The organism is Streptomyces sp. NPDC002643, assembly GCF_053592555.1.
Window position 1 is genome coordinate 1 of the sequence record NZ_JBSFVY010000057.1, and the last position, 23,815, is coordinate 23,815.

The following is a 23,815-nucleotide window of genomic DNA, read 5'->3' on the forward strand; positions in this document are numbered from 1 at the left end:
CGCCGTTCACCGCGCCCCTAAAAGATCCGGCCCTGCGGGCCGAAAAGCACGGGGTGCAGCCCCTGCTTTTCAGGGGCGCGGGGAACTGCGCGACCAGCCCCCACCCACCCGCAGCCGACAACCCAACCCCCCATCCCCTCGACGGGGGTCGAAGGGGCGCAGCCCCTGGGGATGGGAATGGGTAGGGGCGGCGGGGGCGAGGAAACCCCTCAGGGCGAAGCCGGTGGATTCAGGGCGAAGCCGGAGGATACAGCGAGCGCGGCAGCTGTGACGCCGCCGCCGCATCCAGCAGCCACAACGTCCGCGCCCGCCCCCGCACCCCCGCGGCCGGCGCCTGAATCTCCCCGGCCCCGGACAACGCGATCGCCACCGCCCCCGCCTTGTCCTCCCCGGCGGCAAGCAGCCACACCTCCCGCGCCCCCCGAATCGCCGGCAACGTCAGACTCACCCGAGTAGGCGGCGGCTTCGGCGCCCCATGCACGCCCACCACCGTCCGCTCCGACTCCCGCACCGCAGGCAACTCCGGGAAGAGAGACGCCACATGCGTGTCAGGCCCGACCCCGAGCATCAGAACGTCGAACGTCGGCACCGAGCCATGGTTCTCCGGCCCCGCCGCCCGCGCCAACTCCTCCGCGTACGCCGCGGCCGCCGCATCCACATCGGCACCCCACGGCCCGTCCGACGCCGGCATCGCGTGCACCCGCTTGGGGTCCACCGGCACCGAGTCCAGCAACGCCTCCCTGGCCTGGGTGACATTGCGGTCGGGGTCGCCCTCGGGGAGGAAGCGCTCGTCGCCCCACCACAGATCCAGCCGACCCCAGTCGATGGCGTCCCGAGCGGGCGCGGCGGCCAACGCGGCCAGCAGACCGTTGCCGTTGCGCCCGCCGGTGAGCACCACCGAGGCGTAACCGCGCGAGGCCTGCGCGTCCACGACCTTGGTGATCAGCCGGGCCGCCGCGGCCTGCGCCATCAGCTCCTTGTCGTGGTGCACGACCAACTGCGGCGTACTCACTGCCCCGCCGCCTTCTTCACCGCCGGCATCTGCGCCGGAGTGGGCCGCTCGCCATCACCGTCACCGGAAGCCGGCAGGGCCGGGGGCAACGCCAGCGAAGTTCCCCGCACCGAAGCGGAGTCGACACCAGCACCCGTACCAGCCGAAACCGAACCCGAAGCCGACTCCGAAATCGAACCCGTAGTCGACGCCGAAACCGAACCCGTAGCCGCCGTCAACGCACTACCACCAGTGAGCGCACCCCCACCCGTACCGGACGAGGCACCCCCCAACCGATCCACCCCGAACCGCAACGCGGACGCGTACGTGTCATCGGGATCGAGTCGCCGCAGCTCCTCCGCCATCAGCTCGGACGTCTCGCGGCGCTTCAACGCCACCGCCCGGTCCGGCTGGTCCTCCAGCGTCAGCAGCGCCAGGCCCCCGGCGGGCCGGTACAGCCGGATCGGACCGGTGCTGGTCAGCATCCGGACCTCGTTCAGACCGGGCCCGGCCGACACCCCACGCCGTACATGCACATGGAGGCGGTCCGCCAGCCACATGGCGAGCAGTTCCACGCTCGGATTGTGCTCCTCGCCGCTCACCTCCGCCGAGATGACCTCGCACTCCACCTGATCGAGCGCGGCGGCCAGCATGGAACGCCAGGGCGTGATCCGGGTCCAGGCGAGATCGGTGTCGCCGGGCTCGTAGTTGTCGGCGCGGGCCTTCAGCTCGTCGATCGGCTTCTCGGCCGCGTAGCTGTCGGTCACCCGGCGCTGGGCGAGCGCGCCCAGCGGATCGCGGGCCGGGTCGAGAGGCGCGTTGACCGGCCACCACACCACCACCGGCGCGTCCGGCAGCAGCAGCGGAAGGACCACCGACTGGGCGTGGTCGGCGACCTCGCCGTACAGCCGGAGGATCACCGTCTCGCCGGTGCCCGCCTCCGCGCCCACACGTACCTCGGCGTCGAGCCGGGACTTCGTACGGTCGCGGTGCGAGCGGGAGACCCGCTTGATGACCACGATCGTGCGCGAGGGGTGCTCGCGGGAGGCGTCGTTCGCGGACTTGAGCGCGTCGTACGCGTTCTCCTCGTCCGTCACGATGACCAGCGTCAGCACCATGCCGACGGCAGGGGTGCCGATCTCGCGGCGGCCCCTGACGAGCGCCTTGTTGATCTTGCTGGCCGTGGTGTCCGTGAGGTCTATCTTCATGGCCGGCGCCAGCTCCGTCCGTCTCGCTTGAGCATCTCGTCCGCCTCGACGGGGCCCCAGGTGCCCGCCTGGTACTGCGCGGGCCTGCCGTGCTTGTCCCAGTACTCCTCGATCGGGTCGAGGATCTTCCAGGACAGCTCGACCTCCTCGGTGCGCGGGAAGAGGTTCGAGTCACCGAGGAGAACGTCCAGGATGAGACGTTCGTACGCCTCGGGGCTGGACTCCGTGAAGGACTCGCCGTACGCGAAGTCCATCGACACGTCCCGGATCTCCATCGACGTGCCCGGCACCTTCGAACCGAAACGGACCGTGACACCCTCGTCCGGCTGGACGCGGATGACGATCGCGTTCTGCCCGAGTTCCTCGGTGGCCGTCGTATCGAACGGAGAGTGCGGCGCCCGCTGGAAGACGACCGCGATCTCCGTCACCCGGCGGCCCAGCCGCTTGCCCGTCCGCAGATAGAAGGGGACACCCGCCCAACGGCGGTTGTCGACCTCCACCTTGATCGCCGCATACGTGTCGGTCTTCGACTTGCGGTCGATGCCGTCCTCTTCGAGGTAGCCGATGACCTTCTCGCCGCCCTGCCAGCCGGCCGCGTACTGCGCGAACACGGTGTCCCGGCCCAGGTCCTTCGGCAGTCGCACGGCGCCGAGCACCTTGGTCTTCTCGGCGGCGAGCGCGTCCGCGTCGAAGGAGGCGGGCTCCTCCATCGCGGTCAGCGCCATCAGCTGCAGGAGGTGGTTCTGGATGACGTCACGGGCCGCGCCGATGCCGTCGTAGTAGCCCGCGCGACCGCCGATGCCGATGTCCTCGGCCATCGTGATCTGTACGTGGTCGACGAAGGACCGGTTCCAGATCGGTTCGAACATGGTGTTGGCGAAGCGGAGCGCCAGGATGTTCTGGACGGTCTCCTTGCCCAGGTAGTGGTCGATCCGGAAGACCTGGTCCGGGGCGAAGACCTCGTGGACGACCTTGTTGAGGTCCTCGGCGGACTTCAGGTCGTGCCCGAACGGCTTCTCGATGACCGCGCGCCGCCAGGAGCCGCTGCTCTGGTCGGCGAGCCCGTGCTTCTTCAGCTGCTGGATGACGACCGGGAACGACGACGGCGGCACCGAGAGGTAGAAGGCGAAGTTGCCGCCGGTGCCCTGAGCCTTGTCGAGTTCCTCGATCGTGTCGCGCAGCCGCTCGAACGACGCGTCGTCGTCGAACGTGCCCTGCACAAAGCGCATGCCCTGGATGAGCTGCTGCCAGACCTCCTCGCGGAAGGGGGTCCGGGCGTGTTCCTTGACCGCGTCGTGCACTTCCTGGGCGAAGTCCTCGTTCGCCCACTCGCGCCGCGCGAAGCCAACGAGCGAGAAGCCCGGCGGCAGCAGTCCGCGGTTGGCGAGGTCGTACACGGCAGGCATCAGCTTCTTACGTGACAAGTCGCCTGTGACGCCGAAGATGACCAGGCCCGACGGCCCCGCGATACGCGGGAGCCGTCGGTCCGCGGCGTCACGCAGCGGATTGCTGCTCGACAAGGTTTTAGCCCTCCGAGGGTGCGAGGCGCTCCAGCTCCGCCTCGGTCGACTTGAGCAGGTCGTTCCAGGACGCCTCGAACTTCTCGACGCCCTCGTCCTCCAGCAGCTGCACGACCTCGTCGTACGAGATCCCGAGCTTCTCGACCGCGTCCAGCTCGGCCCGCGACTGCTCGTACGTCCCGGAGACCGCGTCACCGCGGATCTCACCGGACTCGGCGGTGGCCTCCAGCGTGGCCTCCGGCATGGTGTTCACCGTGTTGGGCGCCACCAGCTCGTCGACGTACAGCGTCGACTTGTACGCCGGGTCCTTCACGCCGGTCGAGGCCCACAGCGGACGCTGCTTGTTGGCGCCGGCGCCGTCCAGCCTGCTCCAGCGCTCGGTGGAGAAGACCTCCTCGTACGCCTGGTAGGCGAGACGGGCGTTGGCGACACCGGCCTTGCCGCGGGCGGCCTTGGCCTCGTCGGTGCCCAGGCCGTCCAGGCGCTTGTCGATCTCGGTGTCCACGCGGGACACGAAGAAGGACGCCACCGAGTGGATCTTGGAGAGGTCCAGGCCGCGCTCGCGTGCCTTCTCCAGGCCCGCCAGGTAGGCGTCCATGACCGCGCGGTAGCGCTCAAGGGAGAAGATCAGCGTGACATTGACGCTGATGCCGAGGCCGATGACCTCGGTGATCGCGGGCAGGCCCGCCTTCGTCGCCGGGATCTTGATCAGGGTGTTGGGGCGGTCCACCAGCCAGGCCAGCTGCTTCGCCTCGGCGACCGTGGCCGCCGTGTTGTGCGCCAGACGCGGGTCGACCTCGATGGAGACCCGGCCGTCCTGGCCGCCCGTGGCGTCGAACACCGGGCGCAGGATGTCGGCGGCGTCACGGACGTCCGCAGTCGTGATCATGCGGATCGCCTCGTCGACGGTGACCTTGCGGGCGGCGAGGTCCGCGAGCTGCTGCTCGTAACCGTCACCGCTGCTGATCGCCTTCTGGAAGATCGACGGGTTGGTGGTGACACCCACGACGTGCTGCTGGTCGATCAGCTCGGCGAGGTTGCCGGACGTGATGCGCTTGCGCGACAGATCGTCCAGCCAGATCGCGACGCCCTCCTCGGAGAGGCGCTTCAGTGCGTCTGTCATGGAATTACAACTCCTACGTGTCGTAAATACGCGTACGCGTCAGCGCTGGGCAGCCGCGAGAGATTCCCGAGCCACGGCGGCCACGTTCTCCGCGGTGAAGCCGTACTCGCGGAAGAGGACCTTGCCGTCGGCCGAAGCGCCGAAGTGCTCCAGCGAAACGATGCGACCGGCGTCACCGACGTACTTGTGCCAGGTGAGCCCGATACCGGCCTCCACCGCGACCCGCGCCTTGACGGACGGTGGCAGAACGCTCTCCCGGTACCCCTGGTCCTGCTCCTCGAACCACTCCACGGACGGCATGGACACCACCCGGGTCGGCACACCCTGCGCCTGGAGCTGCTCACGCGCCTCCACGGCGATGTGCACCTCGGACCCGGTGGCGATCAGGATGACCTGAGCGTCCCCGCCTTCGGCCTCGAAGAGCACGTAACCGCCCTTCGCCGCATCCTCGTTGGGCTCGTACGTCGGCACGCCCTGACGGGTCAGCGCGAGACCGTGCGGGGCGCCCTTGCCGAACTCCTTGGTCCAGCGCTTGAGGATCTCGCGCCAGGCGATCGCCGTCTCGTTGGCGTCGGCCGGGCGGACCACGTTCAGCCCGGGGATCGCGCGCAGCGAGGCCAGGTGCTCGATCGGCTGGTGGGTCGGACCGTCCTCACCGAGACCGATGGAGTCGTGCGTCCACACGTACGTCACCGGCAGGTGCATCAGCGCGGACAGGCGTACCGCGTTGCGCATGTAGTCGGAGAAGACGAGGAACGTACCGCCGTAGACACGGGTGTTGCCGTGCAGGGTGATGCCGTTCATCTCCGCGGCCATGGAGTGCTCGCGGATACCGAAGTGGATGGTGCGGCCGTAGGGGTTCGCCTCCGGCAGCGGGTTGTCCGCCGGGAGGAAGGACGACGTCTTGTCGATCGTCGTGTTGTTCGAGCCGGCGAGGTCGGCGGAGCCGCCCCACAGCTCGGGGATCACGGCACCCAGCGCCTGGAGGACCTTGCCGGACGCGGCACGGGTGGCGACACCGTGGCCCGCTTCGAACGCCGGCAGATGCGACTCCCAGCCCTCGGGCAGCTCGCCCGCGCTGATCCGGTCGAACTCGGCGGCCCGCTCGGCGTTGCCGTCACGCCACTCCTGGAGCTGCTTCTCCCAGGCGGACCGCGCCTCACGGCCACGCTCACCGAGCGCGCGCGTGTGCTCGATGACCTCGGCGGCGACGTCGAAGCTCTTCTCCGCATCGAAGCCCAGCACCCGCTTGGTGGCCGCGACCTCGTCCGCGCCGAGCGCCGAACCGTGCGCGGCCTCGGTGTTCTGGGCGTTCGGGGCGGGCCAAGCGATGATCGAGCGCATCGCGATGAACGACGGCCGGTCGGTGACCGCCTTCGCGGCCTCGATCGCCGCGTACAGCGCGGCCGGGTCGAGGTCGCCGTTCTCCTGCGGCTCGACGCGCTGGACATGCCAGCCGTACGCCTCGTACCGCTGGGTGACGTCCTCGGAGACGGCCGTCTCGGTGTCGCCCTCGATGGAGATGTGGTTGTCGTCCCACAGCAGGACCAGGTTGCCCAGCTTCTGGTGACCGGCCAGCGAGGACGCCTCGGCGGAGATGCCCTCCTGGAGGCAGCCGTCACCGGCGATCACGAAGACGTGGTGGTCGAACGGGGACTCGCCGACGGCGGCCTCCGGGTCGAACAGACCGCGCTCGTAGCGGGCGGCCATCGCCATGCCCACGGCGTTGGCGACACCCTGGCCCAGCGGCCCGGTCGTCGTCTCCACCCCGGCCGTGTGCCCGTACTCCGGGTGACCCGGCGTCTTCGAACCCCAGGTACGGAAGGACTCCAGGTCCTGAAGCTCCAGGCCGAAGCCCCCCAGGTACAGCTGGATGTAGAGGGTCAGGGAGGAGTGACCGGCGGACAGGACGAACCGGTCACGGCCCACCCACTGAGGGTCGGCGGGGTCATGGCGCATCACCTTCTGGAAGAGGGTGTACGCGGCGGGAGCGAGGCTCATCGCCGTACCCGGATGGCCGTTGCCGACCTTCTGTACGGCGTCGGCGGCCAGAATGCGGGCGGTGTCTACGGCCCGCTGGTCCAACTCGGTCCACGCGAGGTCTGTGGTGGTCGGCTTGGTGCTCACCCTGGGTCAGGGCTCCTCTCCACAAGTTCAGTGCCGGCGTTCTCAGGGCGCCGGCCGCAGTTGAGCCTACCCCCGTGACAACGCGCATTTTTTCGAGTCATTCCAGACTGCCGGGACTGACTCCGGCTCGCCTCCTGACCACCGGTTCCGCATGCTGAGACCAGGGGTTTCCGCCGTTCGACATCTGAATACGCAGCCGCTCACCCGACTGCTCAACCGAAGTGTGTCCGGCTCGTCCGAGGGCCCCGTCCAACACGACCGGACCCCCTTGAAAGGCTGGCTCTGGGCAACGTCTACAGTGGCGTGGTACGCGCGAGCCGTTACGGGGAGTTCACAACCGGAGGGCTTGCTGGGAGTCTCTGTCAGGGGTGTGCGTGACGGCCGTCGAATCCCGTCCACCGGGAGTTCTTGGGGCGAGCAGCGCAAGCAGCAGCCGGGGTCAGCGGCCGTTCGGGGCCCGAGTCAAGGCGTTCGTGGCGCTGACGAAGCCACGGATCATCGAGCTGCTGCTGATCACCACGGTCCCGGTGATGTTCCTGGCCGAACAGGGCGTCCCCGACCTCTGGCTGGTGCTCGCCACCTGTATCGGCGGCTACCTCTCCGCGGGCGGCGCCAACGCGCTCAACATGTACATCGACCGCGACATCGACGCCCTCATGGAGCGCACCTCACAGCGCCCGCTCGTCACCGGCATGGTCACCCCGCGTGAGGGTCTCGTCTTCGGCATCACCCTCGCCGTCGTCTCCACCCTCTGGTTCGGCCTCCTCGTCAACTGGCTGTCGGCCTGGCTGTCGCTCGGGGCGCTCCTCTTCTACGTCGTCGTCTACACGATGATCCTCAAACGCCGTACGTCCCAGAACATCGTCTGGGGCGGTATCGCCGGCTGTATGCCGGTCCTCATCGGTTGGTCCGCCGTCACGAACTCGATGTCGTGGGCCGCGGTCATCCTCTTCCTCGTCATCTTCTTCTGGACGCCCCCGCACTACTGGCCCCTGTCGATGAAGGTGAAGGACGACTACGCCCGCGTCGGCGTCCCCATGCTCCCGGTCATCGCCTCCAACAAGGTCGTGGCCCGCCAGATCGTCGTCTACAGCTGGGTGATGGTCGCGGTGTCGCTGATGCTGACGCCGCTGGGCTACACGGGCTGGTTCTACACGGCGGTCGCCCTGGTCACGGGCGGCTGGTGGCTCTGGGAGGCCCACGGCCTGCAGAACCGCGCGAAGGGCGGAGCGACCGGCGCCAAGCTCAAGGAAATGCGCCTGTTCCACTGGTCGATCACCTATGTGTCACTGCTGTTCGTGGCGGTGGCGGTGGACCCGTTCCTGAGGTGAGTCCGGCCTCCGGCCGGCGTCCGGCCGCGTGTTCAAGACCACGTGGCCCTGACATCGCCCCTCGCTCTACCCGTCGGTAGCATCCGAGTCATGGCAGACACCAAGCAGGACGCGAAGGCCGAGCGCAGTGCGGCCAAGCTGGCGAAGCAGATCGGCACCTTCGCCAAGGCACATGGCGGCGCCGAGGCACAGGTCGCGTACATCGGCCAGAGGGGCGCCCGTATTGTTCTGGTCGGCGAGGACGGAAGCTGGGGCGACCTGGTGGCCCCGACGTACGCGATCGCCGAACAGGCGGTGCGGAAGTCCGGAGTCACGGTCCACGAGGACTTCGACGGTGAGCTGGCGGCCAAGGTGAAGACGGGCCCGTACGAGTGGACAAGGATGGCAGGCATCCAACTCGGCGGCCCGAGCAACGGCTGAGTCCAGTTGGGCTGATGGTCCCGAGTAACGGCTGAGCGGCCAACCTAAGGGGCGCGGGGAACTGCGCGATCAGCCCCCACTCACCTGCAGCCGCCCACGCACCGAAGCACCCTCTTCCTCCGATCCCAAACACTCCCCGCCCCGAACCTGAAACCCTGGTCCCCCGTTAACCCGGTGAACCGACGGAGTCACCACGCGGGGAGTCGAACGGATGATCGAAACGCCGTCCCTCGTGGACCAGTACTGCCACGGCGTACTGCGAACCGAGCTGGGCCTCGGCACCTTCGAGGCCCACCTCGCCCGCAGCGAGGGCCCACCCGCCCCCGGCACCACCTTCTTCGACACCCAGACCGGCTTCGCGGTACGCCGCTGGTGTCCACCCCTGCTCGGCCTGGAACCCCACTGCCCCCCGGCCCGCTATCTCGCCCGCCGCCGCGAACTGGGTGTACCGGAGGCGGGCCGCAGACTGCTGCGGGGCAGCGGTATCACCACCTACCTCGTCGACACCGGCCTGCCCGGCGACCTCACCGGCCCCGACGAGATGGCCTCCACCTCGGACGCGGCCGCCCACGAGATCGTCCGCCTCGAACTCCTCGCCGAACAGGTGGCCGACACCTCGGGAACCGTCGAGTCCTTCCTCGCCAACCTCGCCGAATCGGTGCACGCCGCCGCCGCGAACGCCGTCGCCTTCGCCTCGGTCGCGGGCGTACGCCACGGTCTTGCCCTGGCCCCGGAACCCCCGGGCCCGGGGGAGGTGAGGGGAGCCGTCGGCCGCTGGCTCACCCACCGCCCGGTCGGCGGCACGCTCACCGACCCGGTCCTGCTGCGCCATCTCCTCTGGATCGCCGTCGCCTCCGGCCGCCCCCTCCAGCTCCACGCGGGCCTCGGCGAACCCGGCCTCCGCATCGACCGCACCGACCCCGTCCTGCTCACCGACTTCGCCCGCGCCACGGCCGGCCTCGGCACCGATCTGGTCCTGCTGCACGGCTACCCCTACCACCGCCACGCGGCCCATCTCGCCGGAGTCTTCCCCCATGTCTACGCCGACCTCGGCGCCGAGCTGGTCCGCACCGGCGCCCGGGCCACCGCCGTACTCGCCGAGGTCCTCGAACTCGCCCCCTTCGGCAAGCTCCTCTTCTCCAGCGGCGCCCACGGCCTGCCCGAGCTGCATGTCGTCGGGGCCCGGCTGTTCCGCGAGGCGCTGGCACGGGTGCTGGGGACCTGGGTGGCGGAGGGCGCCTGGTCGCTGTCGGACGCCCAGCGGGTGGCGGGGCTGATCGCGGCGGGGAACGCACGCCGGGTGTACGGATTGGAGTGAGCGGGCGCACGGGCCCGGCGGCCGTATGGATTGGGGTGAGCCAGGTGTGCGGGCCCGGGTCGCCGTACAGACTGGCCGCATGACACTCAGCCATGACACAGCCACGGGGACCGCCGCCTTACTCGACCGCTTCCTCACCGGCCTCCAGGAGATGGCCCCGCGCGCCGTCTGGGCCCATGGCTCCCTCGGCGGGGGCGACTACCAGGAGGGCCGCAGCGACCTGGACCTCATCGCCGTCCTGGACGACCCGCCCACCCTCGCCACGACCTGGCGGCTGGCCCTGCTGCACAGACGGCTGGACCGCGAGCCGCTCGCCCGACGGCTCCACTGCACCTATCTGACGCCGGACACCGCCGCCGACGCCCAGCGACGCCACCTCACCTGGGCACACCGGCACCTCTTCAAACGGACGGTCACCCCGGTCACCCGACGCGAACTGCACACCTTCGGCCTGGTCCTGCACGGCGAACCGCCCAAGGAACTGCTGCCGCCGGTGTCCGACGTCGAGCTGGACGCCTACGTCGTACGCGACCAGCGGGACTACTGGCGCCCGGCGGTCGACAAGGCCCATCTGTGGCGGCGGGACGTCTGGGTCGACCTCGGCCTCCTCACCTATGCCCGCGCCACCGCCACCCTCCGCGACGGCCGCCTGATCACCAAGCGCGAGGCCCTCGACCTGCTGCCCACGCTGGACGCACCGGAAGCGGTCGTCGAGGACATCAGACGCCGACGGTACGGGGAGCCGCCGGTGGAGGTCCCGTACCGGTCCGAGCTGACCAGGGCGTTCCTGGCCACGGCGATCGACGAGCTGGTAAGGACGTACGGCTGATCGTTCGCGCCCGGGCCCGGGCTCAGCCGTGGGCGGCGACCGGGGTTTCGACGGCCGCCGGGGCCGGGACGTCCGCCTCGGTGGCCGGGCGTTCCCGGAGGGACAGCAGGACGCGCAGCGTCGCGATCCACACCAGGCAGGAGCCGAACATATGGGCGCCGACCAGGACCTCGGGGAGGTCGGTGAAGTACTGGACATAGCCCAGGAGACCCTGCGCGAGGAGGATCAGGAACAGATCGCGGGTGCGGTGCAGCGGCCCCCGGGGCGCGTCGACCGCCTTGAGGACGAACCACAGGGCGAAGGCCAGGGTGACCACGATCCAGGCCAGGACGGCATGCGCCTTGGTGACGTTCTCCCAGTTCAGCGGGATGCGCTCGACCTCGCTGGAGTCACCGGCGTGCGGACCGGCGCCGGTGACGACCGTGCCGACCGCGATCAGCAGCACGGTCACGCCCACCAGCGCCCACACCAGCTGCCGCACCGCCTTGCCGACCAGCGGACGCGGCGCGCTGTCGCCCTCGCGGGTCCGCTGCCACATCACCGTGGCGACGGCGATCAGCGCGGTGGAGAGCAGGAAGTGCGCGGCCACCGTGTACGGGTTGAGGCCGACCAGTACGACGATGCCGCCGAGCACCGCGTTGCCCATGACCACCCAGAACTGGGCCCAGCCCAGCTTGGTGAGGCCGCGCCGGTACGGCTTCTCGGAGCGGGCCGCGATGATGGCCCAGCCGACCGCCGCGCACAGGACGTACGTCAGCATGCGGTTGCCGAACTCGATGACGCCGTGGACGCCCATCGCACGGGTGGCGGTCAGTGAGTCGTCGGTGCACTTGGGCCAGGTCGGACAGCCGAGGCCCGAACCGGTGAGCCGTACGGCACCGCCGGTGACCACGATGACCACCGCCATGACGAGCGCGGCGAGGGCCGCCCGCCGGACCGTTCTGGGGTCCGGGGTCCAGCGGTCGGCGATGAAGGCGAGCGGGTTGCGCGCGGCGGATACGGCATCGGCGCGGGTCAGCTTTGGCACGCGCACCATGGTAGGGCGCCGCTTGTGCACGTATTCACGAGGGGTCGGGCCATGTCTGTGAGCTGCGGATACTCCCGCTCGCGGCTACTCCCAGCGGAAGAAGCGGGCGGCGGCGCCGAGGCCGAGGACCGCCCAGACGGCCAGGACGCCGATCTCGCCCCAGGGCATCGCGGCGCCGTGCTGGAGGACGTCCCGCAGACCGTCCGACAGCGCGGAGATCGGCAGCAGCCCGAGCACGCTCTGCGCCGCGTCCGGGAACTTGTCCAGCGGCACGATGACCCCGCCGCCGACGAGCAGCAGCAGGAAGACGAGGTTCGCGGCGGCGAGCGTGGCCTCGGCCTTGAGGGTGCCCGCCATCAGCAGCCCGAGACCGGAGAAGGCGGCCGTGCCGAGGACCAGGAGAAGCAGTACGGCCAGGGGGTTGCCGTGTGGGGACCAGCCCATCGCGAAGGCGATCACCGTGAGCAGGATGACCTGGAGCACCTCGGTGACCAGCACGGACAGCGTCTTGGCGGTCATCAGCCCCCAGCGGGGGAGCGGTGACACCGCCAGTCGCTTCAGTACGCCGTAGCGGCGTTCGAAGCCGGTGGCGATGGCCTGCCCGGTGAACGCCGTGGACATGACCGCGAGGGCGAGGATGCCGGGGGCGAGGAAGTCGACGGCCTTGCCCTCACCCGTGTCGACGATGTCGACGGAGCCGAAGAGGACCAGCAGCAGTGTCGGGATGACGACCGTGAGGAGCAACTGCTCGCCGTTGCGCAGCAGCATCTTCGTCTCCAGCGCCGCCTGCGCCGCGATCATGCGGGGGAGCGGGGCGGCGCCGGGCCTGGGCGCGTACGCGCCGGCACTCGTATCGATGCTCATGCGCGCAGCTCCCTGCCGGTCAGCTCAAGGCTGTGTCTTTCCGGGGGATAACCCCCGGACCCCCAGCAGATCCATGTGTTCGCCGGGATCATGAACGCAGCTCCTTGCCGGTCAGCTCCAAAAAAACGTCTTCGAGGGTGTGCCGTTCCACCGAGATCCTGTCCGGCATCACTCCGTGCTGGGCGCACCAGGAGGTGACCGTGGCGAGGAGCTGGGGGTCGATCTTGCCGTTGACGCGGTAGACGCCGGGGGTGAGTTCGGCGGCGATGGAGTCGGCGGGGAGGGCCTTGAGTAGGGAGCTGACGTCGAGGGCGGGGCGGCCGGTGAAGCGGAGCGTGTTCTCGGCGCCGCCCCGGCACAGCTCCTCGGGGCTGCCCTGGGCTATGACCTTGCCCGCGTCGATGATCGCGACGTCGTCGGCCAGCTGTTCGGCCTCGTCCATGTAGTGCGTGGTGAGGATGATCGAGACGCCGTCGGCGCGCAGGTCCCGTACGAGGTCCCAGGTGGCGCGGCGGGCCTGCGGGTCGAGGCCGGCGGTGGGCTCGTCCAGGAAGACCAGCTCGGGGCGGCCGACCACGGCCATGGCGAGGGCGAGCCGCTGCTGCTGGCCGCCGGAGAGGCGCCGATAGGTGGTGCGGCCGCAGGAGCCGAGGCCCAGGCGTTCGATGAGGGCGTCGACGTCGAGGGGGTGGGCGTGCAGCTTGGCCACATGGCGGAGCATCTCGTCGGCGCGGGCGCCGGAGTAGACGCCGCCGGACTGGAGCATCACGCCGATACGGGGGCGCAGTGCGGAGGCCTCGCGGACCGGGTCAAGGCCGAGGACGCGGACCGTGCCGCCGTCGGGCTTGCGGTATCCCTCGCAGGTCTCGATGGTCGTGGTCTTGCCCGCCCCGTTCGGGCCCAGTACGGCGGTCACCCCCGCTCTGGCCTCCAGGCCGAGGCCGTCCACCGCGGTTTTGTCGCCGTACCTCTTCACCAGGTCCCGGACCTGAACCACGGGGTCACTTCGCATGCGCCAGAGTCTAGGGATTGGTTTATTGCGCCGGAGAGCTCGGGGGTGAGGTTCGTGGGCGGGTGCGGGTTGTTTGTGGTCGCTCGCGCAGTTCCCCGCGCCCCTGAAAACATGGGGTCACCCGGTGCCTTTAAGGGGCGCGGGGAACTGCGCGACCAGCCACAGACAACCCGCACCCGCTACACCACCGTAGGGATCGAGCTCTCCCGCGTTTGATCATTTCCGCAGGTCATCTTAGGTATGCCTAAGTGATGCACGGCACCGCCAGGTGCCATGGCCGCCGCTTGCTCGGCCCTGAGGAATTACGCAACAATGGCGTTGTGAAAAACGTCGGCGAGGCTCCGCAGGAGGAACTCGCGACCGGTGAGCGGTCCACCCGCAACCGCGTCGCGCGGTCCATCCTGGTCCACGGCCCGTCCACCGTGGCCGACCTCGCCGGACGCCTCGGCCTCACCCAGGCCGCCGTCCGCCGGCACCTCGACGCCCTGGTCGCCGACGATGTCGTACAACCCCGTGAGCAGCGCGTCTACGGCGCGCGGACCCGGGGTCGGCCCGCCAAGGTGTTCGCCCTGACGGATTGCGGCCGGGACGCCTTCGACCAGTCGTACGACACGCTCGCGGTGGACGCCCTGAAGTGGATCGCCGAGCGCGAGGGCGGGAGCGAGGCGGTCGCCGCCTTCGCCCGTGCCCGGGTCGCCGCCCAGTCGGGCGCGTACCGCAGGGCAGTGGAGGCGGCCGGCTCCGAACAGAAGACCGAAGCCCTGGCCAAGGCCTTGAGCGTCGACGGGTACGCTGCTACGGCGCGCAGCGCTCCCCGCCCCCACCAGGGTGAGCAGCTCTGCCAGCACCACTGCCCGGTAGCCCATGTCGCCGAGCAGTTCCCGCAGCTCTGCGAGGCCGAGACCGAGCTCTTCGCCGAACTGCTCGGTACGCACGTCCAGCGGCTGGCCACCATCGCCCACGGCGACGGCGTCTGCACGACGTTCATCCCCAGAGTTTCCAAGACAGCCACCAACGCATCCGCGAGCACCGCCGGGAGGAACCCCGCATGACTCTCCCCATCGAGGAGACAGCCCACCCCGAGCTGGAGGGTCTGGGCAAGTACGAATACGGCTGGGCGGACTCCGACGAGGCCGGTGCCGCCGCGAAGCGCGGTCTGAACGAGGACGTCGTCCTCGACATCTCCGGCAAGAAGTCCGAGCCGGAGTGGATGACGAAGCTCCGTCTCAAGGGCCTGAAGCTCTTCGAGAAGAAGCCCATGCCGAACTGGGGCTCGGACCTGTCGGGCATCGACTTCGACAACATCAAGTACTTCGTGCGCTCCACGGAGAAGCAGGCGGAGTCCTGGGAGGACCTGCCCGAGGACATCAAGAACACCTACGACAAGCTGGGCATCCCGGAGGCCGAGAAGCAGCGCCTCGTCGCCGGTGTCGCCGCCCAGTACGAGTCGGAGGTCGTCTACCACCAGATCCGCGAGGACCTGGAGGAGCAGGGCGTCATCTTCCTCGACACCGACACCGCCCTGAAGGAGCACCCGGAGCTCTTCAAGGAGTACTTCGGCACGGTCATCCCGGCCGGTGACAACAAGTTCGCCGCGCTGAACACCGCCGTGTGGTCCGGTGGCTCGTTCATCTACGTGCCGAAGGGCGTGCACGTCGAGATCCCGCTCCAGGCCTACTTCCGGATCAACACCGAGAACATGGGCCAGTTCGAGCGGACGCTGATCATCGTCGACGAGGGTGCCTATGTGCACTACGTCGAGGGTTGTACGGCCCCGATCTACAAGTCGGACTCCCTGCACAGCGCGGTCGTCGAGATCATCGTCAAGAAGAACGCCCGCTGCCGCTACACGACCATCCAGAACTGGTCGAACAACGTCTACAACCTGGTCACCAAGCGCGCTGTCGCCTACGAGGGCGCCACCATGGAGTGGATCGACGGCAACATCGGCTCCAAGGTGACGATGAAGTACCCGGCCGTCTACCTGATGGGCGAGCACGCCAAGGGCGAGACCCTGTCCATCGCCTTCGCGGGCGAGGGCCAGCACCAGGACGCCGGCGCCAAGATGGTCCACATGGCCCCGAACACCTCGTCGAACATCGTGTCGAAGTCGGTGGCGCGTGGTGGCGGCCGTACGTCGTACCGCGGGCTCATCGAGATCGGCGAGGGCGCCCCGGGCTCGAAGTCGAACGTGCTGTGCGACGCGCTGCTCGTCGACACCATCTCCCGCTCCGACACGTACCCGTACGTGGACGTCCGTGAGGACGACGTGTCCATGGGCCACGAGGCCACCGTCTCCAAGGTCTCCGAGGACCAGCTCTTCTACCTGATGAGCCGCGGTCTGTCGGAGGACGAGGCCATGGCGATGATCGTGCGCGGCTTCGTCGAGCCGATCGCCAAGGAGCTGCCCATGGAGTACGCCCTTGAGCTCAACCGGCTGATCGAGCTGCAGATGGAAGGCGCGGTCGGCTAACGCCCGCCACCCACCGAAGCAGCAGGCGGCCCGCCTCCCCAGGGGCGGGCCGAAGATCGTAAACGTAGGAAGAGAGCAGACCGACAGCCATGGCTGAGGCTCAGAACATCCCGGTCGGTAGCACCACCGCCGGCTCGATCGCGGTGGCCGCCGAGTCGACCGTCGTCTCGCGCATGAGCGCGCCCCCGTCCTTCGACGTGGCGGACTTCCCCGTGCCGCACGGCCGCGAGGAGGAGTGGCGGTTCACCCCGCTGGAGCGGCTGCGCGGGCTGCACGACGGCACCGCCGTCGCCACCGGTGACGGCCTGAAGGTCGACGTCCAGGCCCCCGAGGGCGTCACCGTCGAGACCGTCGGCCGCGACGACGTCCGGCTCGGCAAGGCCGGCATCCCCGTGGACCGGATCGCCGCCCAGGCGTACTCGGCGTTCGAGAAGGCCGGTGTGATCACCGTCGCCAAGGAGACGGTCCTCGCCGAGCCGATCCGGATCGCCGTGCACGGCGAGGGCGGCACCGCCTTCGCCCACCAGGTGATCGAGCTGGGCGCCTTCGCCGAGGCCGTCGTCGTCATCGACCACAGCGGTGACGCCGTCCTCGCCGCCAACGTCGACTACATCCTCGGTGACGGCGCCAAGCTGACCGTCGTCTCCGTCCAGGACTGGGACGACAAGGCCGTGCACGTCGCCCAGCACAACGCCCTCGTCGGCCGCGACGCCTCCTTCAAGTCGGTCGTCGTCACCTTCGGCGGCGATGTCGTACGACTGCACCCGCGCGTCACGTACGCCGGGCCCGGTGGTGAGGCCGAGTTGTTCGGGCTGTACTTCACCGACGCCGCGCAGCACCAGGAGCACCGGCTGCTGGTCACGCACAACCTGCCGCACTGCAAGTCGAACGTCGTCTACAAGGGCGCGCTCCAGGGCGACGGCGCCCACGCGGTGTGGATCGGCGATGTGCTGATCGAGGCCAAGGCCGAGGGCACGGACACCTACGAGATGAACCGGAACCTGGTTCTGACCGACGGCGCCCGGGTCGACTCCGTGCCGAACCTGGAGATCGAGACCGGTGAGATCGTCGGCGCCGGCCACGCCTCCGCGACCGGCCGCTTCGACGACGAGCAGCTCTTCTACCTGATGGCCCGCGGCATCCCGGAGCACGAGGCCCGCCGCCTCGTTGTCCGCGGCTTCTTCGCCGAGCTGGTCCAGCAGATCGGCGTCGAGGACATCGAGGAGCGCCTGATCGCCAAGATCGAAGAGGAGCTGGAGGCGTCCGTCGCATGACGTACGTACGCGCCTGTGGGCTGAGCGAGCTGGAGGAGGACACCCCGAAGCGGGTGGAACTCGACGGCACGCCGGTCTCGGTCGTGCGGACCGAGGGCGAGGTGTTCGCCATCTACGACATCTGCTCCCACGCGAACGTCTCGCTCTCCGAGGGCGAGGTGGAGGACTGCCAGATCGAGTGCTGGCTGCACGGCTCCGCGTTCGACCTCCGCACCGGCAAGCCGTCCGGCCTTCCCGCGACGCGCCCCGTCCCCGTATACCCCGTAAAGATCGAAGGGGGCAACGTCCTTGTTGACGTACGCGCCTCCCTCACCCAGGAGTCCTGAGGCACCCATGGCAACGCTTGAAATCCGAGACCTGCACGTCACCGTCGAGGCCGACAATGCCACGAAGGAGATCCTCAAGGGCGTCGACCTGACCGTGAAGCAGGGCGAGACGCACGCCATCATGGGCCCCAACGGCTCCGGCAAGTCGACCCTCGCCTACTCCCTCGCGGGTCACCCGAAGTACACGATCACCGGCGGCACCGTCACCCTCGACGGCGAGGACGTCCTGGAGATGTCCGTCGACGAGCGCGCCCGCGCGGGCCTGTTCCTGGCGATGCAGTACCCGGTCGAGGTTCCCGGCGTCTCCGTCTCGAACTTCCTCCGTACGTCCGCCACCGCCATCCGCGGCGAGGCCCCCAAGCTGCGCACCTGGGTGAAGGAGGTCAAGGAGGCCATGCAGCGCCTCAACATGGACCCCTCCTTCGCCGAGCGCAACGTCAACGAGGGCTTCTCCGGCGGTGAGAAGAAGCGCCACGAGATCCTTCAGCTGGAGCTGCTCAAGCCGAAGGTCGCGATCCTCGACGAGACCGACTCCGGCCTCGACGTCGACGCGCTCCGGGTCGTCTCCGAGGGCGTCAACCGCGTCCGCGAGAGCGGCGAGGTCGGCACCCTGCTGATCACGCACTACACGCGCATCCTGCGCTACATCAAGCCCGACCATGTCCACGTCTTCGCCGCCGGCAAGATCGTCGAGTCGGGCGGCCCCGAGCTCGCCGACAAGCTGGAGAACGAGGGCTACGAGGCCTACGCGAAGCGCGACGAAGTCGACACGAAGGGTGGCGCATCCGAGTGACACAGTTGCCGGGCCTTCTCGACATCGAGGCGATCCGCAAGGACTTCCCCATCCTGGACCGCCAGGTCCACGACGGGCAGAAGCTCGTGTACCTGGACAACGCGGCGACCTCGCAGAAGCCGCGCCAGGTGCTGGACGCCCTGAGCGAGTACTACGAGCGCTACAACGCCAACGTCCATCGCGGTGTGCATGTGCTCGCCGAGGAGGCCACGGCGCTGTACGAGGGCGCGCGGGACAAGGTCGCGGAGTTCATCAACGCGCCCAGCCGCGACGAGGTGATCTTCACCAAGAACGCCTCCGAGTCGCTGAACCTCGTGGCGAACATGCTCGGCTGGGCCGACGAGCCCTACCGGGTGGACTCCGAGACCGAGATCGTCATCACGGAGATGGAACACCACTCCAACATCGTGCCGTGGCAGCTGCTCGCGCAGCGCACGGGCGCGAAGCTGAAGTGGTTCGGCCTCACGGACGACGGCCGTCTCGACCTGTCGAACATCGACGAGATCATCACCGAGAAGACGAAGATCGTCTCCTTTGTGCTGGTGTCGAACATCCTCGGCACCGTGAACCCGGTCGAGACGATAATCCGTCGCGCCCAGGAGGTCGGCGCCCTCGTCTGCATCGACGCCTCCCAGGCCGCCCCCCATATGCCGCTGGACGTACAGGCCCTCCAGGCCGACTTCGTGGCCTTCACCGGTCACAAGATGTGCGGCCCGACGGGCATCGGCGTCCTGTGGGGCCGCCAGGAGCTGCTGGAAGACCTCCCTCCGTTCCTCGGCGGCGGCGAGATGATCGAGACGGTGTCGATGCACTCGTCGACGTACGCGCCCGCCCCCCACAAGTTCGAGGCGGGCACCCCGCCGATCGCGCAGGCGGTCGGCCTCGGCGCGGCGATCGACTACCTGAACTCCATCGGCATGGACAAGATCCTCGCCCATGAGCACGCGCTGACGGAGTACGCGGTGCGGCGGCTGGCGGAGGTCCCCGACCTCAGGATCATCGGCCCCACCACGGCCGAGGACCGGGGCGCGGCGATCTCCTTCACACTCGGCGACATCCACCCGCACGACGTGGGCCAGGTACTGGACGAGCAGGGCATCGCGGTCCGGGTCGGCCACCACTGCGCCCGGCCCGTCTGCCTGCGGTACGGAATTCCCGCGACCACGCGAGCGTCGTTCTATCTGTACTCCACACCGGCCGAGATCGACGCACTGGTCGGCGGCCTGGAGCACGTACGGAACTTCTTCGGCTGATGGGACGTGCGATCGCATGAAGCTGGACTCGATGTACCAGGAAGTCATCCTGGACCACTACAAGAACCCGCACGGGCGGGGCTTGCGGGACGGTGACGCCGAGGTACACCACGTGAACCCCACGTGCGGCGACGAGATCACCCTCCGCGTGAAGTACGACGGCACGAAGATCGAGGACGTCTCGTACGAGGGGCAGGGCTGTTCGATCAGCCAGGCCTCGGCCTCCGTGCTGAACGACCTCCTCGTCGGCAAGGAACTGTCGGACGCGCGGAAGATCCAGGAGACCTTCCTGGAACTGATGCAGTCCAAGGGCAGGATCGAGCCGGACGACGCGATGGAGGAGGTACTGGAGGACGCGGTCGCGTTCGCCGGAGTCTCCAAGTACCCCGCCCGGGTCAAGTGCGCCCTCCTGAGCTGGATGGCGTGGAAGGACGCGACGGCCCAGGCACTGGGCGGAGCGGACGCCGAAAGGAAGACGGCATGAGCGACACCACCGTGGAGATGAAGCCGGCCTCCGAGGACGAGATCCGCGAGGCCCTGTACGACGTCGTCGACCCCGAACTGGGCATCGACGTCGTCAACCTCGGCCTCATCTACGGCATCCACATCGACGACGCGAACATCGCGACGATCGACATGACCCTGACCTCGGCGGCCTGCCCGCTGACGGACGTCATCGAGGACCAGGCCAAGTCCGCCACGGACGGCCTCGTCAACGAACTCCGCATCAACTGGGTCTGGATGCCCCCGTGGGGCCCCGACAAGATCACGGACGACGGCCGCGAGCAACTGCGCGCGCTGGGCTTCAACGTCTGAGATCCCTCATGAACAGGGCTGCGGCCCCCGGCTCGATCGCCGGGGGCCGCAGTCGTGTGCACGTGTCGATCGGGATCGGTCAGCCGATCGGGATCGGTCAGGAGGAGAACGCCGTGACCAGCTTGAAGGTGGAGTCCGCCATGTAGAGGCGGTCGTGTTGGTAGCGCTCCAGGCGGACGGTGAAGTTGCGGTGGCGGAGGTAGTAGCCGGGGTAGTTGACCGACTCCAGCATCACCGTGTCCCCGGAGTAGTACGAGCGGGGGCAGAACGTGGCGTCCTGTTTGAAGAGGCGGGAGCCGTCGTTGCCGCCGGCGCGGAGCACGAAGTTCTGGTGGCGCAGATAGCGGCCGTCCGTCATGCGGAACGAGTAGCAGGACGAGTTGGCCAGGCCGGAGACCACCTTGTAGGAGGAGTCCTCCTTGGTCTCGCTGCCGCTGCGGGAACTCACCGAGTCGAGTTGGACGACGCCGCTGCGCAAGTGCCAGTAGCGGTCCGGGTAGTTGAGCGACCGTACCGACTTCCAGTTCGTGGAGGTGGCCGGCGGCTTCGCGGGGCTCTTCGTCTGTGACGGCTTGGGGGTGGGCTTGGTGCCGCCCTGCTGCTTGTCGTCGGAGGAGTCCGAGGACGAGTCCGACTCCGAGTCCTTGGAGGAGTCGGAGGAGCCCTTGTCCCCGTTGTCCCCGTTGCCTCCGGTCGATTTGCCCTCGTCGCCCTGCGGCTCGGACAGGCCGCTCTTGCCGTCGGGTGCGTCGGTCGACGCCGGCGGCGGCTCCGGCAGGGTGAGGTCGGGGAGTTGCTCGCCCGCGGAGGTGGTGCGGTCCTGGCCGCTCCGGGTGGCGTTGTCGCCGTCCGCCTCCTGCAGCATCAGCGCGGTCACACAGGACGACACGACGGCCAGGGCCAGCGCGCCGGCCAGCCAGAGGCGGCGGGTGCCCGGTATTCGGGTGTCGTTCGGGGCGACACCGGTCTCCCACACCTTCGCGGAGGAAGCCAGCACCGGAAGGTTCGGGGTGGTCTGGTCCGGATCAGGTCCGGGCTTTCTTGGTGGCATGCGCGGTTCCCTCGGCGTCGCACAGGCGGACGCGAATCGTCATGCGGGTCAGGGAGTTGGCCAGTGTCACCCAGGTGCGAAACCTTGCCGGTCGTCACACAACCAGGAGATTGACCGTTGAAACAGTAGTGGACGAGTGGGGCCCGTGGGGCCCTTTCATAAAGCGCTTCCATAACGGAACGGCCCCGAAAAGACGGCCACTTCACGTCTCGTGGAACGCGAAGCGGCCCTCGGCGCCCGCCGAAGGCTGTGAACCGTCCGTGAATGTCGGATTACGGTGCGATCCGTGCACGGCCGCTATGTGTACGACCGTACGCATCATGTGTACGCTCGTACACATGGGATATCTGTTGCTCGGCCTCGCCATAGCGGCCGAGGTCGCCGCCACCACCGCCATGAAGTACAGCGACGGCTTCAGCAAGCTGATCCCCTCGCTGATCACCGCCGTCGGCTACGTCGTCTCCTTCGTGCTGCTCGCCCAGGCGCTGAAGTCGATGTCGATCGGCACCGCGTACGCGATCTGGTCCGGCGTCGGCACCGCCAGCGTCGCCGCGCTCGGACTGGTGCTCTTCGGCGAGGGGCTCGGCTTCGCCAAAGTCGCCGGCATCGTGCTGATCATCGCCGGGGTGGTGGTGTTGAACCTGGGAGGCGGCCACTGATGGCCCGGCGCTACGACCCCGAGCGACGCCAGCGGATCATCGACGCCGCGATCCGTGTGGTCGGCGAGAAGGGCATCGCCGGGCTGAGCCACCGCACGGTCGCCGCCGAGGCCGACGTACCGCTCGGCTCGACGACGTACCACTTCAAGAACCTCGACGATCTGCTCGTCGCCGCCCTGCGCCAGGCCAACGAGGGCTTCGCCAGGACCATCACCGCGAACCAGGCCCTCCAGGACCCCGGCTCCGACCTCGCCGCCGAACTGGCCGCGCTGGGCCGCGCTTGGCTCTCCGGGGACCGTACGGGCATCGAGGTCGAGTACGAGCTCTACCTCGCCGCCCTCCGCCGCCCGGCGCTCCGCGAGGTCGCCGACGAATGGGGGCGCGGCTTCGCCGACTGCCTGTCCGGGCGCACCGATCCGGTGACCGCGCGTGCCCTGGTCGCGCTGGTCGACGGGATCTGTCTGCAGGTGCTGCTCACGGGGGCGCCGTATGACGAGGCGTACGCACGGGAGGTGTTGGGGCGGGTGATTCGCTGAGGGGGACGCGCACCGGAGGACTTCGCCGGAACCGTGAACCCTTCTCCGGGCAGCGGGGAACAGGAGGTGACAGGAACGCGGCGAGGTACGGGGGAGAGAACTGGTGAGCGGATGACCGTCGCGGACGGACATAACGGATACCGGGCCACCGGCGTGCGGGGAGGGCGCCGACGACGCCGAGGCCGTCGATGACGCCGAGGTCGTCGCCCAGTCGCTGGAGCAGCCCGAGTTGTTCGCGCGGCTCTACGACCGGTACGCCCCGGACATCCACCGGTATGTCGCCGGGCGGCTCGGCGACGGCATGGCCGACGACTCCCCCACGCTCGAATACGCTCGCGCGGGGGACCCCCATCCGCGGACACCTTTCTCACGGCATTCCGCATTCGCGCCCGCTACGACCGCGCCCGCACCAACGCCCGCCCCTGGCTCTACGGCATCGCGGGCAACCTCGGCCGAGCTACCGAACTTTTGCTCGGTGCTCCCCTCTTCAGGGTGGAGGTGTAGGGCATCCGTGCTCTGGTGGCCCGGAGGGCCGTAGATCCGTGGCCGGATCGCCTTGTCCGACAACGTAGTTGTCGGACCTACCGCCGGACGGGCGGGAAGTCAGGTCTGTGGAGGCCGTGTAAGACCGACCCTCACCGGTTGGCAGTGGCCCGTGAAGCAGGAACCCAAGGGGGTGCCGCGTAGCGGCACGGACCGGAATCTCCTGTCCTCGGGCAGGAGAGGGCGTCAACAGGAGGTCGCCCAGGCCCTGGATATCCCGGTCGGAACGGCTTAACACGGGTCCGGCACATTAGTGGTGTCGGCAGGGCGGGAGCGGCTCCCCGCTCCGGCCGGCAGCGAACGGCGCCAAGGACCTCCGGA

At 69.0% G+C, this 23,815-nt stretch carries 23 protein-coding genes and 1 pseudogene; 15 read left to right on the forward strand and 9 right to left on the reverse strand.

Annotated features, from left to right (window positions below; all coding sequences use genetic code 11):
• Window positions 1–229: 229 nt before the first annotated feature.
• From pgl to tkt, 5 genes are read right to left on the reverse strand one after another with little or no spacing between them, the layout of a single operon-like run.
• Complete coding sequence (pgl, locus tag ACWD4G_RS43520; protein ID WP_451303902.1) at window positions 230–1,012, reverse strand: 6-phosphogluconolactonase; 783 nt, start codon at window positions 1,010–1,012, stop codon at window positions 230–232.
• Entirely contained in the window at window positions 1,009–2,199 is a 1,191-nt protein-coding gene (gene opcA, locus ACWD4G_RS43525) for a glucose-6-phosphate dehydrogenase assembly protein OpcA (RefSeq protein WP_451303904.1), read from the reverse strand. Before opcA ends, pgl begins: the two co-directional genes overlap by 4 nt.
• Window positions 2,196–3,719, reverse strand: a complete 1,524-nt coding sequence (gene zwf / locus ACWD4G_RS43530) for a glucose-6-phosphate dehydrogenase (protein WP_451303906.1) — start codon at window positions 3,717–3,719, stop codon at window positions 2,196–2,198. Before zwf ends, opcA begins: the two co-directional genes overlap by 4 nt.
• Before the next feature lie 4 nt (window positions 3,720–3,723).
• Entirely contained in the window at window positions 3,724–4,842 is a 1,119-nt protein-coding gene (tal, locus tag ACWD4G_RS43535; RefSeq protein ID WP_451303908.1) for a transaldolase, read from the reverse strand.
• 39 nt (window positions 4,843–4,881) lie between these two features.
• Window positions 4,882–6,969 (reverse strand): transketolase, encoded by a 2,088-nt coding sequence (gene tkt, locus ACWD4G_RS43540; protein ID WP_451303910.1) that lies wholly within the window; start codon window positions 6,967–6,969, stop codon window positions 4,882–4,884.
• A gap of 368 nt (window positions 6,970–7,337) precedes the next feature.
• Between tkt and ACWD4G_RS43545 the strand changes: the two genes are divergently transcribed.
• The 4 genes from ACWD4G_RS43545 to ACWD4G_RS43560 all read left to right on the forward strand — a co-directional run bounded on the left by ACWD4G_RS43545 (window position 7,338) and on the right by ACWD4G_RS43560 (window position 10,867).
• Window positions 7,338–8,300 (forward strand): heme o synthase, encoded by a 963-nt coding sequence (locus tag ACWD4G_RS43545; RefSeq protein ID WP_451303912.1) that lies wholly within the window; start codon window positions 7,338–7,340, stop codon window positions 8,298–8,300.
• A 90-nt stretch (window positions 8,301–8,390) separates the two neighbouring features.
• Entirely contained in the window at window positions 8,391–8,720 is a 330-nt protein-coding gene (locus tag ACWD4G_RS43550; RefSeq protein ID WP_451303914.1) for a hypothetical protein, read from the forward strand.
• Window positions 8,721–8,931: 211 nt separating this feature from the next.
• The gene (locus ACWD4G_RS43555) at window positions 8,932–10,038 is read left to right on the forward strand and encodes an amidohydrolase family protein (RefSeq protein ID WP_451303916.1); all 1,107 of its coding nucleotides are present in this window, start codon (window positions 8,932–8,934) and stop codon (window positions 10,036–10,038) included.
• A gap of 79 nt (window positions 10,039–10,117) precedes the next feature.
• Window positions 10,118–10,867, forward strand: coding sequence for a nucleotidyltransferase (locus tag ACWD4G_RS43560; protein ID WP_451303918.1), 750 nt, complete (start codon window positions 10,118–10,120; stop codon window positions 10,865–10,867).
• 22 nt (window positions 10,868–10,889) lie between these two features.
• Here ACWD4G_RS43560 and ACWD4G_RS43565 read toward each other — a convergent pair whose 3' ends face one another.
• The 3 genes from ACWD4G_RS43565 to ACWD4G_RS43575 form a co-directional block, all read right to left on the reverse strand.
• Window positions 10,890–11,903 (reverse strand): COX15/CtaA family protein, encoded by a 1,014-nt coding sequence (locus ACWD4G_RS43565; protein WP_451303920.1) that lies wholly within the window; start codon window positions 11,901–11,903, stop codon window positions 10,890–10,892.
• 75 nt (window positions 11,904–11,978) lie between these two features.
• On the reverse strand, window positions 11,979–12,758 hold the full coding sequence (locus ACWD4G_RS43570; protein WP_451303922.1) for an ABC transporter permease: 780 nt from the start codon (window positions 12,756–12,758) through the stop codon (window positions 11,979–11,981).
• Window positions 12,759–12,846: 88 nt separating this feature from the next.
• Window positions 12,847–13,770 carry an ABC transporter ATP-binding protein gene (locus ACWD4G_RS43575; RefSeq protein ID WP_451303924.1) on the reverse strand — a complete coding sequence of 308 codons (924 nt, stop codon included), beginning with the start codon at window positions 13,768–13,770 and terminating at the stop codon, window positions 12,847–12,849.
• Between the two features lie 320 nt (window positions 13,771–14,090).
• Between ACWD4G_RS43575 and ACWD4G_RS43580 the strand changes: the two genes are divergently transcribed.
• The 8 genes from ACWD4G_RS43580 to ACWD4G_RS43615 all read left to right on the forward strand — a co-directional run bounded on the left by ACWD4G_RS43580 (window position 14,091) and on the right by ACWD4G_RS43615 (window position 20,705).
• Window positions 14,091–14,822: a helix-turn-helix transcriptional regulator gene (locus ACWD4G_RS43580; RefSeq protein ID WP_451303926.1), complete on the forward strand. Its 732-nt coding sequence runs from the start codon at window positions 14,091–14,093 to the stop codon at window positions 14,820–14,822.
• Window positions 14,819–16,243, forward strand: a complete 1,425-nt coding sequence (gene sufB / locus ACWD4G_RS43585; RefSeq protein ID WP_055537499.1) for a Fe-S cluster assembly protein SufB — start codon at window positions 14,819–14,821, stop codon at window positions 16,241–16,243. Before ACWD4G_RS43580 ends, sufB begins: the two co-directional genes overlap by 4 nt.
• An 89-nt stretch (window positions 16,244–16,332) precedes the next feature.
• Complete coding sequence (sufD, locus tag ACWD4G_RS43590; RefSeq protein WP_451303928.1) at window positions 16,333–17,517, forward strand: Fe-S cluster assembly protein SufD; 1,185 nt, start codon at window positions 16,333–16,335, stop codon at window positions 17,515–17,517.
• Window positions 17,514–17,843: a non-heme iron oxygenase ferredoxin subunit gene (locus ACWD4G_RS43595; RefSeq protein WP_451303930.1), complete on the forward strand. Its 330-nt coding sequence runs from the start codon at window positions 17,514–17,516 to the stop codon at window positions 17,841–17,843. The genes sufD and ACWD4G_RS43595 overlap by 4 nt, the downstream gene beginning before the upstream one ends.
• Window positions 17,844–17,850: 7 nt before the next feature.
• Entirely contained in the window at window positions 17,851–18,636 is a 786-nt protein-coding gene (gene sufC, locus ACWD4G_RS43600) for a Fe-S cluster assembly ATPase SufC (RefSeq protein ID WP_451303932.1), read from the forward strand.
• Window positions 18,633–19,889, forward strand: coding sequence for a cysteine desulfurase (locus tag ACWD4G_RS43605; protein WP_451303934.1), 1,257 nt, complete (start codon window positions 18,633–18,635; stop codon window positions 19,887–19,889). The genes sufC and ACWD4G_RS43605 overlap by 4 nt, the downstream gene beginning before the upstream one ends.
• 16 nt (window positions 19,890–19,905) lie before the next feature.
• The gene (gene sufU / locus ACWD4G_RS43610; RefSeq protein WP_451303936.1) at window positions 19,906–20,373 is read left to right on the forward strand and encodes a Fe-S cluster assembly sulfur transfer protein SufU; all 468 of its coding nucleotides are present in this window, start codon (window positions 19,906–19,908) and stop codon (window positions 20,371–20,373) included.
• Window positions 20,370–20,705, forward strand: coding sequence for a metal-sulfur cluster assembly factor (locus ACWD4G_RS43615; protein WP_451303938.1), 336 nt, complete (start codon window positions 20,370–20,372; stop codon window positions 20,703–20,705). The genes sufU and ACWD4G_RS43615 overlap by 4 nt, the downstream gene beginning before the upstream one ends.
• A gap of 97 nt (window positions 20,706–20,802) precedes the next feature.
• Here the strand turns inward: ACWD4G_RS43615 and ACWD4G_RS43620 are convergent, their stop codons facing one another.
• Window positions 20,803–21,756: an AbfB domain-containing protein gene (locus ACWD4G_RS43620; RefSeq protein ID WP_451303940.1), complete on the reverse strand. Its 954-nt coding sequence runs from the start codon at window positions 21,754–21,756 to the stop codon at window positions 20,803–20,805.
• 338 nt (window positions 21,757–22,094) lie between these two features.
• Here ACWD4G_RS43620 and ACWD4G_RS43625 point away from each other — a divergent pair, with 338 nt between their 5' ends.
• The 3 genes and pseudogenes from ACWD4G_RS43625 to ACWD4G_RS43635 form a co-directional block, all read left to right on the forward strand.
• Entirely contained in the window at window positions 22,095–22,415 is a 321-nt protein-coding gene (locus tag ACWD4G_RS43625) for a DMT family transporter (protein WP_451303942.1), read from the forward strand.
• Window positions 22,415–22,951 carry a TetR/AcrR family transcriptional regulator gene (locus ACWD4G_RS43630; protein ID WP_451303944.1) on the forward strand — a complete coding sequence of 179 codons (537 nt, stop codon included), beginning with the start codon at window positions 22,415–22,417 and terminating at the stop codon, window positions 22,949–22,951. The genes ACWD4G_RS43625 and ACWD4G_RS43630 overlap by 1 nt, the downstream gene beginning before the upstream one ends.
• A gap of 130 nt (window positions 22,952–23,081) precedes the next feature.
• Window positions 23,082–23,401: pseudogene (locus tag ACWD4G_RS43635) on the forward strand (RNA polymerase sigma factor); the annotation flags it as partial.
• Window positions 23,402–23,815: the final 414 nt, after the last annotated feature.